The sequence below is a fragment of the Mycobacterium sp. 1274756.6 genome, from assembly GCF_001668625.1.
In the GTDB taxonomy this organism is placed as follows: Bacteria; Actinomycetota; Actinomycetes; order Mycobacteriales; family Mycobacteriaceae; genus Mycobacterium.
This window is the reverse complement of sequence record NZ_LZLJ01000036.1, coordinates 1-13,013: the sequence shown is the minus strand read 5'-3', so window position 1 is coordinate 13,013 and position 13,013 is coordinate 1. Positions and strand designations below refer to the sequence as shown.

Below are 13,013 nucleotides of genomic sequence, written 5' to 3'. Positions count from 1 at the left end.
CGTTCGCGATGGGCAGCACCGGCTGGGCGGTGGGCCTAGGTGTGGCCGTGCTGGTCGCCGGATCCGCCGGAGTGGCCTGGATTCTGCTCGGCCGCCGCCGCGCCGCCCGACTCGGCGACGACCGGGCCCGGCGCTGACGCCTCGGCGACCACCGGGTTGAGCCCCAACGCGCCGGCGGCGAACCGGCACACCGTCGCCGCCGCGACCCGCGCCGCCTCCTGGTGGCCGGCGCGGTGCCGGTGCCGAATCCGCTCGGTGGCCGGGTCGAGGACGACCTCGGCGAACAACTCCCCGGTGGTCGGCTCGCACACCGCCCAGGTGAAGCGGGTCTCGGCCGCCCAGCCGCGGTCCACGCCGGCGACATAGTCCGGGTCGGTCTCGCCGAGGTCGGCCAACGCGACCCGGTCGTCGACGCGGTCGTCGGCGCGCGGCGCCCGCAGATACCAGGCGCCGGCGTTGATCTCCACCGGCTCCATCGACCGGTCGGCTACTTGATCTCGGCCAGCACGGTGCCCTGGGTGATCGCGGCGCCGGCTTCGACGGCCAGGCCGGTGATCACGCCGTCCTTGTGCGCGGTGACCGGGTTCTCCATCTTCATCGCCTCCAGGACGGCCACCAGGTCACCGGCGGCGACCTCCTGGCCCTCCTCGACGGCGACCTTGACCACGGTGCCCTGCATGGGCGCGGTGACCGCGTCACCGGAGGCGGCCGCGCCGCCGGCGGCGCTGCGCTTGCGGGCCTTGGGCTTCTTGCGGATGGCGCCGCCCCCGCCGCCGCCGTTGCCCAGCGCCAGGTCACCGGGCAGGGACACCTCCAGGCGCCGCCCGCCGACCTCGACGACCACGGTCTGGCGCGGCAGCGCGTCGTCCTCGTCGATCGGGTCGCCGCCGGTGAACGGCTCGATGGTGTTGTCGAACTCGGTCTCGATCCAGCGGGTGTGCACCGAGAAGCCGTTCTCGTCGCCGACGAACGCCGGGTCGCGCACCACCACCCGGTCGAACGGGATGACCGTGGCCAGCCCCTCGACGTGGAACTCGTCGAGGGCCCGGCGCGCCCGCTCCAGGGCCTGGTTGCGGTCGGCGCCGGTGACGATCAGCTTGGCCAGCATCGAGTCGAACTGCCCGCCGATCACCGAGCCGGTCTCCACCCCGGAGTCCATCCGGATGCCGGGGCCGGTGGGCGGCTCGAACCGGGTGACCGGGCCGGGGGCGGGCAGGAAGCCGCGGCCGGCGTCCTCACCGTTGATCCGGAACTCGATGGAGTGCCCGCGCGGCTCGGGGTCCTCGGTGATGTCGAGTTTCTCACCGTTGGCGATGCGGAACTGCTCGCGAACCAGGTCGATGCCGGAGGTCTCCTCGGTGACCGGGTGCTCGACCTGCAGCCGGGTGTTGACCTCCAGGAACGAGATCAGCCCGTCCTGGCCGACCAGGTACTCCACCGTGCCGGCACCGTAGTAGCCGGCCTCCTTGCAGATGCGCTTGGCGGACTCGTGGATCTCCTTGCGCTGCTCGTCGGTCAGGAACGGCGCCGGGGCCTCCTCGACCAGCTTCTGGAAGCGGCGCTGCAGCGAGCAGTCCCGGGTGCCCGCGACCACGACGTTGCCGTGCTGGTCGGCGATGACCTGGGCCTCCACGTGGCGGGGCTTGTCCAGGTAGCGCTCCACGAAGCACTCACCGCGACCGAACGCGGCGACGGCCTCGCGGGTGGCCGACTCGAACAGCTCGGGGATCTCCTCGATGGTGCGGGCCACCTTCATGCCGCGCCCGCCACCGCCGAACGCGGCCTTGATCGCCACCGGCACGCCGTACTCCTCGGCGAAGGCCACCACCTCGTCGGCGTCCTTGACCGGGTCGGGGGTGCCGGGCACCAGCGGCGCCTTCGCGCGGGCGGCGATGTGGCGGGCGGTGACCTTGTCGCCGAGGTCGCGGATGGACTGCGGGCTCGGCCCGATCCAGATCAGCCCGGCGTCGATGACCGCCTGGGCGAAGTCGGCGTTCTCGCTCAAGAACCCGTAGCCGGGGTGGATGGCGTTGGCGCCGGACTTCTCGGCGGCCTCGAGGATCTTCTCGAACACCAGGTAGGACTCCGCGGAGGTCTGCCCGCCCAGGGCGAACGCCTCGTCGGCCAGCCGGACGTGCGGCGCGTCGGCGTCGGGTTCGGCGTACACCGCCACGCTGGGCAGTCCCTCATCCCGGGCCGCCCGGATCACTCGAACCGCGATTTCCCCGCGGTTGGCGACGAGCACCTTCTGGATCCGTGAGCTGGCGTGACTGGGCACTTGGCCTCCTACTCGGGCGTGGTCCGTGGACAGGTCTCTAAGAGAAGTCTTTAAAGAATGTAGCCGACGAGGCAGTCTAAGCGTTGCGCAACCGGCGCTTGATCCGGGCCAGCATCGCCGACATGCCCCGCACCCGCAGCGGGGAGATCAGCTCCGCCAGCCCCAGCGCGCTGTAGAAGTCGTCGGGCACCGCCAGGATGTCGGCGGCGGGCTGCCCGTCCAGCCCGGCGGCCAGGATCGCGGCGAACCCGCGGGTGGTCGGCGCCTCGGCGGGTGCGGAGAAGAACAGCCGCACCCGGGCCGGGTCGGCGGCGTCGACGTCGAGGAACAGCGGCGACTGGCATTCGGGCACCGGCTCCATCGCCGCCTCTTCCAGCTCGGCGGGCAGCGCCGGCAGCTCCTCGGCGAACTCCAGCAGCAGCGCCAGCTTGTCCTGGCCCTCGACCTCGGCGAAATCGGAGATCACCTCGGCCAGCGGCGCCGGCAGCGACGAGGGTGCGGTCATCGCCGCGGCAGCTCCCCGGGCTCCGGGCCGTCGACGATCGGCACCCGCACGGTGTTGCCCCACTCGGTCCACGACCCGTCGTAGTTGCGCACGCCCCGCTTGCCCAGCAGGTAGGTCAGCACGAACCAGGTGTGGCTGGAGCGCTCACCGATGCGGCAGTAGGCCACCGGCTCGTCCTCGGGCGTCAGGAAGCCGTAGAGCTCGTCGAGCTCCTCGCGGCTGCGGAACCGCCCGCTCTCGGTGACCGCCTTGCTCCACGGGATCGACACCGCGGTGGGGATGTGCCCGCCGCGCAGCACGCCCTCCTCCGGGTAGTCGGGCATGTGGGTGCGTTCGCCGGTGTACTCCTGCGGGGAGCGCACGTCGATCAGCGGCTGCTTGCCGAGAATCTCCAGCACGTCGTCCTTGTAGGCGCGGATCGGGGCGTCGTTGCGTTCCACGACCGGGTAGCCGGTGGTGGTTTTGGTGGGCACGTCCAGGGTGGTCTCGCGGCCCTCGGAGAGCCACAGGTCGCGGCCGCCGTCGAGCAGGCGGACATCCGGGTGGCCGAAGAGGGTGAACACCCACAGCGCGTAGGCCGCCCACCAGTTGGACTTGTCCCCGTAGATCACCACGGTGTCGTCGCGGGCGATGCCCTTGCGGTCCATCAGCGCGGCGAACTCCTCGCCGGTGAGGTAGTCGCGCACCGGGTGGGTGTTGAGGTCGGTGACCCAGTCGATCTTGACCGCGCCGGGGATGTGGCCGACGTCGTAGAGCAGGACGTCCTCGTCGGATTCGACGACCACCAGACCGGGTTGACCCAGATTGGCCGAGAGCCAATCGGCGGTCACCAACCGTTCCGGGTGGGCGTAGGACTGCAGGGCGGGGCTGGGATCTGGCGGTACGGGCACAGCGCCGAGCCTACTCATCACACCCGCGCCTGTCGTGCGGCGTCGGTCACACTCCGAGGGCGACCTCGTAGGCGACGGCGAAACGCAGCCCGCCCCGGCGCGGCCGGAACAGCGCGCCCGCATTGGGACACCAGCTGACAACCCGCAGCAGTTGGGTGCCCGGGCCGAGGCGGCGCCGGACGATGTCGGCGAGCGCTGATCGCAGTCGCTCGGTGTCGTAGCGGTCGATCTCCCGCGGTACCAGGATGTCCCACATCGTTTCTTCCACCGGCATGCCGTCCAGTGTCGGCCGCGGGGCGGCGGAAATGTGGCGCCCGTCACGGTGTGTCGGGAGGCGAAGGTGTTGCGATCAGGTCACGTTCCGGTTGCGGCCGCGACCGCCGCGAGTGAAGACTGAGGGTGAAAAACTGCGAAAAACACCGCCACAGAACAACACTCGCGGTGCTTAAGGCGTCATCCGGGCCACAGGTCGGCGACCGTGAGGCCCAGGCGGGCCAGCAGCGAGCGGGTCAGCGGCAGGCTCAGCCCGATCACGTTGGACGGGTCCCCGTCGATGGCGTCGACGAACCAGCCGCCGAGGCCGTCGAGGGTGAACCCGCCGGCCACGCCGACGGGTTCGCCGCTGTCGAGGTAGGCGTCCAACTCGTCGCCGGTGGGGGTGGCGAACCGCACCCCGGTGGAGCCGACCCCCTCGGCGCGGCCGGTGACCGCGCCGGACCGTACCCGCAGCACGCAGTGCCCGGTGTGTAGCCGTCCGGTGCGGCCGGCCGCGGCCGCCCACTGCGCGCGGGCGGCAGGCACCGAACCGGGTTTGCCGCACAGCCGGCCGTCGAGTTCGAGCATGGAATCGCAGCCGATGACGACGCTGTCGTGCGCGGCGGCGGGGTTCAGGGCGGCGGCGACGGCCTCGGCTTTGGCGGTGGCCAGTGCGGCGACGACCCGCTGCGGGGCGGCCCGCGGGCCGAGCGCGGCGATCACGGCGTCCTCGTCGACCCCGGAGACCACGACCAACGGGTCGACGCCCGCATTGCGCAGCACCGCCAGCCGGCCGGCCGAGGCCGAGCCGAGGACGACCCGGGTCACCGGCGGATGTGCGTGCGCTCCAGCAAGGTGACCCGCGCCCAGCTGTGGACCGAATACCGCAGCTTGTCCACCGGGTGACCCCACAGGTTGCGCTGACCGGGACCGGCCGGCGCCGAGGAACCGGCGGCACCGCCGAACACCGTGACCAGGGCGGCCACCTCCTCGTCGGTGGGCTGCCCGCGCAGGATGCGGATCTGGGCGTCGCGGGCGGTCGCGGCGGTGTCCGCGGGCTCGCTCGTCGTCTCGGTCACCGGGCCTCCGCTGCTCGCGTCACTCGTGTCACTCATGTCACTCACCGTGTCGCTGCTGCTCGCGTCGCTCACAGGGGAATGTTCCCGTGCTTCTTGGGCGGCTGCTGGACGATCTTGCGCTCCAGCAGGCGCAGCGAATTGGCGATGTAGCCGCGGGTGTGCGACGGCGGGATCACTGCATCGACGTAGCCGCGCTCCGCGGCGATGTACGGGTTGACCAGGGTGTCCTCGTACTCCTGCTGCAACTCCAGGCGCAGCGCGTCGACGTCCTCGCCGGCCTCGGCCGCTTCCTTGAGCTTCTGGCGGTAGACGAACCCGACCGCGCCGGAGGCGCCCATCACCGCGATCTGGGCGGTCGGCCAGGCCACGTTGACGTCGGCGCCCATCTCCTTGGAGCCCATCACGCAGTACGCGCCGCCGTAGGCCTTACGGGTGATCACGGTGATCTTGGCGACCGTGGCCTCCCCGTAGGCGTAGAGCAGCTTGGCGCCGCGCCGGATGATGCCGTCGAACTCCTGGCCGGTGCCCGGCAGAAACCCGGGCACGTCGACCAGCATCACGATCGGGATGTTGAAGCAGTCGCAGGTGCGGATGAACCGCGCCGCCTTCTCCGAGGCCTTGATGTCCAGGCAGCCGGCGAACTGGGTGGGCTGGTTGGCCACGATGCCCACGCTGCGGCCCTCGATGCGCCCGAACCCGACCACGATGTTCTGCGCGTAGCCGGACTGCACCTCGAGGAACTCGTCGTCGTCGAGGATGCGGGTGATGACCTCGTGCATGTCGTACGGCTGGTTCGGCGAGTCCGGGATGAGGGTGTCCAGCTCGATGTCCTCGGGGGTGAGGTTGTCCTCGATCGGGCCCTCAGCGACCGGCTCGTCGTAGCGCGGCGGGTCGGCGTAGTTGTTGACCGGCAGGTAGCTGAGCAGATCCCGCACATAGTCGAAGGCGTCCTGCTCCCCGGAGGCCACATAGTGGGCGGTGCCCGATTTGGCCATGTGGGTGTGTGCGCCGCCCAACTCCTCCATGGTGACGTCCTCACCGGTGACGGTCTTGATGACGTCGGGGCCGGTGATGAACATCTGCGAGGTCTGGTCGACCATCACGATGAAGTCGGTCAGCGCGGGGGAGTAGACGTGCCCACCGGCGGCCGCCCCCATGATCAGCGAGATCTGCGGGATCACCCCGGAGGCCTGGATGTTGTTGTAGAAGATGTTGCTGTACAGGCCCAGCGAGACCACACCCTCCTGGATGCGGGCCCCGGCGCCGTCGTTGATCCCGATCAGCGGCCGGCCGGTCTTGATCGCCAGCTCCTGCACCTTGACGATCTTCTCGCCGTACACCTCGCCGAGGCTGCCGCCGAACACGGTGGCGTCCTGGGAGAAGATGCAGACCTCCCGGCCGTCGATGGTGCCGTAGCCGGTGACCACCCCGTCGCCGAGCGGGCGCTTCTCGCCCATCCCGAAGTTGGTGCTGCGATGCCGCGCCAGCGCGTCGAGCTCGACGAAGGAGTCCTCGTCGAGCAGCGCCAGGATCCGTTCCCGGGCGGTCAGCTTGCCCTTGGCGTGCACCTTCTCCACCGCGGCCTCACCGACCGGGTGCAGCGTCTCCGCGGTGCGCCGCTTGAGGTCGGCCAGCTTGCCGGCGGTGGTGTGGATGTCGATCTCGTGCTCGGCCGCGGGTTCGACCGAACCGGCGGCAGAGTCCGTAACGCTCGTCATAGGGGACGAGCTTAACCGCGTTTCTCCCGCGCACCGGTCGCGGGGCGCTCCCGACGCGGTGCGCCGCCTCAGGCCACCCGGTCGCGCCCGGGCCGCCCGGTGACCTGCTGGACGAACTCCCCGATGTGGGCCAGCGCCCGGCGCCCCTCGGGCAGCACGTCGGCGGCGAGCGGGAAGTCGTGGATCTGGCCGTCCCACACGTGCAGATCGCAGGCCACCTCACTGTCGGCGAGCCGGTGGGCCATCAACTCCGCGTCGGCCAGCAGCAGCTCGTCGCCGCTGGCGTGGATGGTGACCGGCGGCAGGCCGGACAGGTCGGCGTCCACCGGCGACAGTGCCGTGCCCAGGTGCCGGGTGAACACCGACAGGGCCCGGCCGGGGAACATCGAACAGCGCCGAGCGTTGCGATGGGCCAGCTTCCGCGCCGGGTCGACGTCGGTCAGCGGGGAGATCGCCGCGATCCCCGCCGGGTGGCACACCCCGGACCGGATCGCCGAGAGCGCGGCCATGAAGGCCAGGTAGCCGCCGGCCGAGTCCCCGGCGACCACGATCTCCTCGTCGCGGTACCCGCGCCCGCGCAGCCAGTGCAGGCCGGCGACCGCGTCGCTGACGGCCGCGGCGATCTGGTGACGCGGCAGCATCCGGTAGGCCACGTTGAGCACCGCCGCGTCGGCGGAGTGCGCCAGCCGCGACACCAGCGAGCGGTGCGTGTTGAGCCCGCAGGTCAAAAACGCCCCGCCGTGCAGGTACAGCACCGCCCGGCGGTCCGAGTCGTTTGCGGGGTGCAGCCATTCGGCGGGGCAGTGCTCGAGCCGCACCGCCTCGATGCGCGTCGCGCGGCGGGGCAACAGCCCCGCGCAGCGGTCGACGACCTCGAACGGCCAGGCCAGATCCGGTTGGGCGGCCCACGCCCGCACCAGGTTCTTCACCACGAACCGGCTGGCCAGCGACACCGCCACCGACTGCGGGCTGCGGCGACGGTGGACCCGTCGGGTGAGCGTGGGTTCGACGCCGGTCATCTGCGATCAACTCCTTGTGTTCTGGCGGTGGAATACCCGGCGGTCAGCGAAGTAAGCAGGTGCCGACGATCACGTTTGCCGAGCCCGCAAGCGTGCTACCCGGCCGGGAGCAACCAGAGGCGGAGGTGTGAGACCGCATGAGCAGCGCCCCCACCGGCACGGTCGGTGTCGTGATGATCACCCACAACCGGTGCCCGGAGACGCTGGCCACCCTGGAGCACATGAGCCGGCTGCCCGACGCCGGGCCGCTGGTGGTGGTCGACAACGCCTCCACCGACGGCACCGCCGACGCCGTCGCCGCCCGGTTCCCGCAGGTCCGGCTGATCCGCAGCGCCAAGAACCTGGGCGCGGCGGGCCGCAACCTGGGGGTGCCGCTGGCCGGCACCGACTACGTCGCGTTCTGCGACGACGACACCCGCTGGCAACCCGGCACGCTGGCCCGGGCCGCCGAACTGCTCGACGCCCACCCCCGGCTCGGCGCGGTGGTCGGCCAGTACCTCGTCGAGCCCGACCTGCGCGAGGATCCCCTCACCCCGGAGCTGCGCGACTCGCCGCTGCCGCGCCCGGACTGGCTGCCCGGCCCGGCGCTGCTGGGCGGGATGGCCGGCACGATGACGGTGCGGGCCACCGCGTTCCGCGAGGTCGGTGGCTTCTCGCCGCAGCTGCTGGTCGGCGGTGAGGAAGAGCTGTTCGCGATTGACCTGGCCACCGCCGGCTGGTGGATGTGCTTCGCCGAGGACGTGCTGATCCATCACGCGCCGTCGCCGGCCCGCGACCCGCGCCGGCGCCGCCAGGTGGGCATCCGCAACACGCTGTGGACCGTGTGGCTGCGCCGCCCGATCCGCAGCGCGCTGCGCCGCACCCGGGTGGTGCTCGGCTCGGCGCCGCGCGACCTGGCCACCGTCGGCGCCTGCGTGGAGACTCTGCGGGGACTGCCGTGGGTGCTGCGGTCCCGGCAGGTCGTACCGGCTGACGTCGAGGCGGGGCTGCGGCTGCTGGAGGAACCGCAACGGCACTCCCGGGCACGCCGCTACGTCGGCTGAGCCCTGCGCGGCGCCCGGCTGTCCAGTGCTCGCTTTCCCGGCGCCCAGCGTGTAATCACTGCGAAAAATCGGCCAAAGTCTGTCTGCCAGTGCACGTTCGGCGCGGGGTGCGGCGTGATCGCCGCCGCGGTGTCCGCGGTGCCCGGCCGGCGCCCCGACCCCGGCGACCCGCCGGTGCGCACCGCCGCGGAATCGCCCGCGCGGCGCCCGCCGCGGTGAGTAAGTTGGCCAGGTGATGACCGACTCGCACACCGCCCGCCCGCCGCTGGACGCCGCCGCCCTGCGCGCCGGGCTCGCCCCGCCGTGGCGGGAACTGGAGGTGGTCGCCGAGACCGGCTCCACCAACGCCGACCTGCTCGCCCGGGCCGGTGCCGGCGCCGACATCGACGGCGTGGTGCTGCTCGCCGAGCACCAGACCGCCGGGCGCGGCCGCCACGGCAGGCACTGGTCGGCGCCGCCGCGCTCCCAGCTCTCGCTGTCGGTCGGGGTCGGCGCCGAGGGTGTGCCGACGTCGGCCTGGGGTTGGCTGCCGCTGGCCACCGGGGTGGCGGTGGCCGACGCGCTCGCCGACCTCGACGGGCTGCGGGCCGGGCTGAAATGGCCCAACGACGTGCTGGTCGGGGACCCGCCGGGCAAGCTGGCCGGGATCCTCGCCGAGGTCGCCGCCCCGGCGCCGGTCATCGTCGTCGGGCTCGGGCTCAACGTCACCATGACCGCCGCGGAGGCCCCCGACCCGGCGGCCACCTCGCTGGCGCTGCTGGGCGCGGCCACCGATCGCACCGCCCTGGCCGCCGCCGTGCTGTCGGCCTTAGGCGCCCGCATCCAGGCGTGGCGGCGGGCCGGCGGCGCCGACCCGGCGCTGGTGGCCGACTACCGGCGCCACAGCGTCACCCTGGGCCGGCGGGTCCGGGCCATCCTGCCCGGCGACCGCACCCTGGAAGGCACCGCGACCGGGATCGACGACCTGGGCCGCCTCGAGGTCGACACCGGCGGGCAGTCGGTGGCCGTCTCCGCTGGCGACATCACCCATCTGCGCGGGATCTAGGACGGCGCGCCATGGGATATCCGCACAGCGTGCTCGCCGACGACGAACAGGTGGTGCTACACCGGCACCCGCACTGGAAGCGGCTGGTCGCCCCGGTGCTGACGCTGCTGCTGGCCACCGCGCTGGCCTCGTTCGGTGCGGCGGTGGTCAGCACCCAGCACTGGGAGCGCACCGCCACCAACGTCGTGTTCGCGGTGATCGCCGCGATCTGGCTGGTGCTGGTCGGCTGGTTCGCGCTGTGGCCGTTCCTGGCCTGGCTGACCACCCACTTCGTCATCACCGACCGGCGGGTGATGTACCGGCACGGGTTGTTGACCCGCAGCGGCATCGACATCCCGCTGAACCGGATCAACAGCGTGGAGTTCACCCACCGGCTCATCGACCGGATGTTGCGCACCGGCACGCTGATCATCGAATCGGCGTCGCAGGACCCGCTGGCCTTCTATGACATTCCGCGCGTCGAGCGCGTCCACTCACTGCTGTATCACGAGGTCTTCGACACGTGGGACGACTCCGGCCGCGCCAACAGGGGGCCGGGCTGACCCGGGCGGCGGAACAGCGACACCTTGCCGCTCTCCAGCCCGTCCTCGATCGCCTCGACGAGCGCGCCGTCCTCGATCACCGCGCCCAGCAGCGAGTCGGCCGCGGGCTGCGGGTCGGGCTCGGCGACCAGTTCGCTGACCCCGCCGAGCTGGTCGGGGAAGACCCACCGGCGGAACGCCCAGAACCGGAACGCCATCTGCAGCAGGTTGCCCACCAGGTAGGCGGCGATGAAGTCGGCGATGTTCTCCACCGTCAGCGACACCATCGGCGCCCGCAGCTGCAGCACGTAGCTGGAGAACCACAGCGGCGCCATCGACAGCAGCACCCCGACCCCGCTGAACGCGAAGAACAGCAGCGCCTCGTGGTGGCGCTCCCGCCCGCCGCGGTCGCGGAAACTCCACTCCCGGTTCAGGATGTAGGAGGCGATCACCGCCACGATCCCGGAGATGATCTTCGCCGTCACCGGCTTGGGCTCCAACACGGTCAGCTTGAGCGTGTAGAAGATCGCCGAGTCGATGATGAACGTCGTTCCGCCGACGATGGCGAATTTGATCAGCTCGTGATGGCGTTCGGCCAGCGGGCGGACGGCCCGCGGCAGGCGCGCGATCGTGGCGTCGGTGAATGACACAACGATCCAGTGTACGGTTCACCCGCCCGCCATGTAAAAACACTGTGATAATCGTCGCGCGCGGGCATGGCACCATATTGCGGTGCCGCCTGCCCCCCATTCCGGTTCCGGGCCGCCGCTGGTCGCGATGATCGGCGCCGGTCAACTGGCCCGCATGACCCATCAGGCCGCGATCGCGCTCGGGCAGACCCTGCGGGTGCTCGCCGTCGACCCCGACGACCCGGCCGCCCAGGTCAGCCCCGATGTGGTGCTCGGCTCGCACACCGACCCGGCCGCGCTGCGGCGGGCCGCCGCAGGGGCGACGGTGGTGACCTTCGACCACGAGCACGTGCCCGGCGAGCTGCTGGACCAGTTGGCCGCCGAGGGCATCAACCTGGCGCCGCCGCCGCAGGCCCTGCGCCACGCCCAGGACAAGCTGGTGATGCGCCGGCGGCTGGAGCGGCTCGGCGCGCCGATGCCGCGCTACCTGGGGGTGACCGACCACGCCGGCCTCGACGCGGTGACCGGGTTCGCCGAGCGGGTCGGCGGGGCGACGGTGGTGAAGGCCGCCCGCGGCGGCTACGACGGCCGCGGAGTGGCGATGGCCGACGACCCGGCGACGGCCCGCGACCTGGCCGCCGGCTACCTCGACAGCGGCATCCCGGCGCTAGTCGAGGAGCGGGTGGGCATGCGCCGCGAGCTGGCCGCCCTGGTGGCCCGCTCCCCGTTCGGGCAGGGCGCGGCCTGGCCGGTGGTCGAGACCGTGCAGCGCGACGGCATCTGCGTGCAGGTCATCGCCCCCGCCCCGGACCTGCCCGACGAACGCGCCCAGCAAGCCCAGCAGCTGGCGCTGCGCCTGGCCGCCGAACTGGAGGTGGTCGGGGTGCTCGCGGTGGAGCTGTTCGAGACCGCCGACGGGGCGCTGCTGGTCAACGAGCTGGCGATGCGCCCGCACAACTCCGGGCACTGGACCATGGACGGCGCGGCCACCAGCCAGTTCGAGCAGCACCTGCGGGCGGTGCTGGACTACCCGCTGGGTGACACCGAGCCGGTCGTGCCGGTCACCGTGATGGCCAACGTGCTCGGCGCCGACCAGCCGCCGGCGATGAGCCTCGATGAGCGTGTGCACCACCTGTTCGCCCGGATGCCCGACGCCCGGCTGCACCTCTACGGCAAGACCGAGCGGCCCGGCCGCAAGATCGGCCACGTCAACCTGTTGGGGGCCGAGCCGGCGGATCTGGCGATGCTGCGCGAACGCGCCGCGCTGGCGGCACACTGGTTGGCATACGGGCAGTGGCGCGACGGCTGGGACGCCCACGCCGGCGACCGGCCCGACCCGCGCAGCGAACAGAAGGAGCCGCAGCCGTGACCTCTTCGGCGAAGCCCCGCATCGGGGTGATCATGGGCAGCGACAGCGACTGGTCGGTGATGGCCGACGCCGCGCACGCCCTGGCCGAGTTCGACGTCCCCTTCGAGGTCGGCGTCGTCTCGGCGCACCGCACCCCGCAGCGGATGTTCGACTACGCCCGCAGCGCCGCCGGGCGCGGTATCGAGGTGATCATCGCCGGCGCCGGGGGCGCGGCCCACCTGCCCGGCATGGTCGCGTCGATCACGCCGCTGCCGGTGATCGGGGTGCCGGTGCCGCTGGCCCGGCTCGACGGACTGGACTCGCTGCTGTCGATCGTGCAGATGCCGGCCGGGGTGCCGGTGGCGACGGTGTCGATCGGCGGGGCCCGCAACGCCGGGCTGCTGGCCGTGCGCATCCTCGGCGCCGCCGACGACGCCCTGCGCGAGAAGATGGTCGCCTTCCAGGACCGGTTGGCGGAGACCGCGCTGGCCAAAGACGCCGCGCTGCACGATAAAGTTACCGGCGAGTAACTCGAAGGAGGCTGTGATGGCTGAGTGGACCGGGAACCCGACGTTTGATGTGTTCCGACTGCCCGAGGAGCACGACGAGCTGCGGGCGGCGATCCGGGCGCTGGCGGAGAAGGAGATCGCCCCGTATGCCGCCGAGGTCGACGAGCAGTCCCG

At 72.0% G+C, this 13,013-nt stretch carries 15 protein-coding genes and 1 pseudogene; 6 read left to right on the top strand and 10 right to left on the bottom strand.

The window, feature by feature from the left end:
• Positions 1-158: 158 nt before the first annotated feature.
• From A5643_RS04650 to A5643_RS04610, 9 genes and pseudogenes are all read right to left on the bottom strand, one after another.
• A pseudogene (locus A5643_RS04650) lies at positions 159-476 on the bottom strand (hypothetical protein); the annotation flags it as partial.
• Positions 477-487: 11 nt separating this feature from the next.
• The gene (locus tag A5643_RS04645; RefSeq protein ID WP_066852424.1) at positions 488-2,278 is read right to left on the bottom strand and encodes an acetyl/propionyl/methylcrotonyl-CoA carboxylase subunit alpha; all 1,791 of its coding nucleotides are present in this window, start codon (positions 2,276-2,278) and stop codon (positions 488-490) included.
• Between the two features lie 76 nt (positions 2,279-2,354).
• Complete coding sequence (locus tag A5643_RS04640) at positions 2,355-2,783, bottom strand: SufE family protein (RefSeq protein WP_066852422.1); 429 nt, start codon at positions 2,781-2,783, stop codon at positions 2,355-2,357.
• Positions 2,780-3,673: a sulfurtransferase gene (locus A5643_RS04635; protein ID WP_066852420.1), complete on the bottom strand. Its 894-nt coding sequence runs from the start codon at positions 3,671-3,673 to the stop codon at positions 2,780-2,782. Before A5643_RS04635 ends, A5643_RS04640 begins: the two co-directional genes overlap by 4 nt.
• Positions 3,674-3,719: 46 nt before the next feature.
• A complete protein-coding gene (locus tag A5643_RS04630) occupies positions 3,720-3,947 on the bottom strand; it encodes a hypothetical protein (protein ID WP_231995452.1) in 228 nt (75 codons plus the stop codon).
• 179 nt (positions 3,948-4,126) lie between these two features.
• Positions 4,127-4,756, bottom strand: a complete 630-nt coding sequence (locus A5643_RS04625; protein ID WP_066852419.1) for a Maf family protein — start codon at positions 4,754-4,756, stop codon at positions 4,127-4,129.
• Positions 4,753-5,043 (bottom strand): acyl-CoA carboxylase subunit epsilon, encoded by a 291-nt coding sequence (locus A5643_RS04620; protein WP_066852470.1) that lies wholly within the window; start codon positions 5,041-5,043, stop codon positions 4,753-4,755. The genes A5643_RS04625 and A5643_RS04620 overlap by 4 nt, the downstream gene beginning before the upstream one ends.
• A gap of 32 nt (positions 5,044-5,075) precedes the next feature.
• Positions 5,076-6,725, bottom strand: coding sequence for an acyl-CoA carboxylase subunit beta (locus A5643_RS04615; RefSeq protein WP_066852418.1), 1,650 nt, complete (start codon positions 6,723-6,725; stop codon positions 5,076-5,078).
• A gap of 68 nt (positions 6,726-6,793) precedes the next feature.
• On the bottom strand, positions 6,794-7,744 hold the full coding sequence (locus A5643_RS04610; RefSeq protein ID WP_066852416.1) for an alpha/beta hydrolase: 951 nt from the start codon (positions 7,742-7,744) through the stop codon (positions 6,794-6,796).
• A gap of 137 nt (positions 7,745-7,881) precedes the next feature.
• On the opposite strand from A5643_RS04610, the gene A5643_RS04605 reads away from it, so the two are divergent.
• The 3 genes from A5643_RS04605 (at position 7,882) to A5643_RS04595 (ending at position 10,374) form a co-directional block, all read left to right on the top strand.
• On the top strand, positions 7,882-8,787 hold the full coding sequence (locus tag A5643_RS04605) for a glycosyltransferase family 2 protein (protein WP_066852413.1): 906 nt from the start codon (positions 7,882-7,884) through the stop codon (positions 8,785-8,787).
• Positions 8,788-9,022: 235 nt separating this feature from the next.
• Positions 9,023-9,832, top strand: coding sequence for a biotin--[acetyl-CoA-carboxylase] ligase (locus A5643_RS04600; protein ID WP_066852411.1), 810 nt, complete (start codon positions 9,023-9,025; stop codon positions 9,830-9,832).
• Between the two features lie 11 nt (positions 9,833-9,843).
• Complete coding sequence (locus A5643_RS04595; RefSeq protein WP_066852409.1) at positions 9,844-10,374, top strand: PH domain-containing protein; 531 nt, start codon at positions 9,844-9,846, stop codon at positions 10,372-10,374.
• On the opposite strand, the gene A5643_RS04590 is transcribed toward A5643_RS04595, so the two are convergent.
• On the bottom strand, positions 10,317-11,003 hold the full coding sequence (locus A5643_RS04590) for a GtrA family protein (protein ID WP_066852407.1): 687 nt from the start codon (positions 11,001-11,003) through the stop codon (positions 10,317-10,319). The two genes, A5643_RS04595 and A5643_RS04590, sit on opposite strands and share 58 nt — an antisense overlap.
• A gap of 127 nt (positions 11,004-11,130) precedes the next feature.
• Here A5643_RS04590 and A5643_RS04585 point away from each other — a divergent pair, with 127 nt between their 5' ends.
• The 3 genes from A5643_RS04585 to A5643_RS18030 form a co-directional block, all read left to right on the top strand.
• Positions 11,131-12,351 carry a 5-(carboxyamino)imidazole ribonucleotide synthase gene (locus A5643_RS04585; RefSeq protein ID WP_231995458.1) on the top strand — a complete coding sequence of 407 codons (1,221 nt, stop codon included), beginning with the start codon at positions 11,131-11,133 and terminating at the stop codon, positions 12,349-12,351.
• A 32-nt stretch (positions 12,352-12,383) separates the two neighbouring features.
• Entirely contained in the window at positions 12,384-12,860 is a 477-nt protein-coding gene (gene purE / locus A5643_RS04580; RefSeq protein ID WP_066852466.1) for a 5-(carboxyamino)imidazole ribonucleotide mutase, read from the top strand.
• A gap of 16 nt (positions 12,861-12,876) precedes the next feature.
• On the top strand, positions 12,877-13,013 hold a 137-nt coding region (locus A5643_RS18030; RefSeq protein WP_197497645.1), incomplete at its 3' end, for an acyl-CoA dehydrogenase family protein.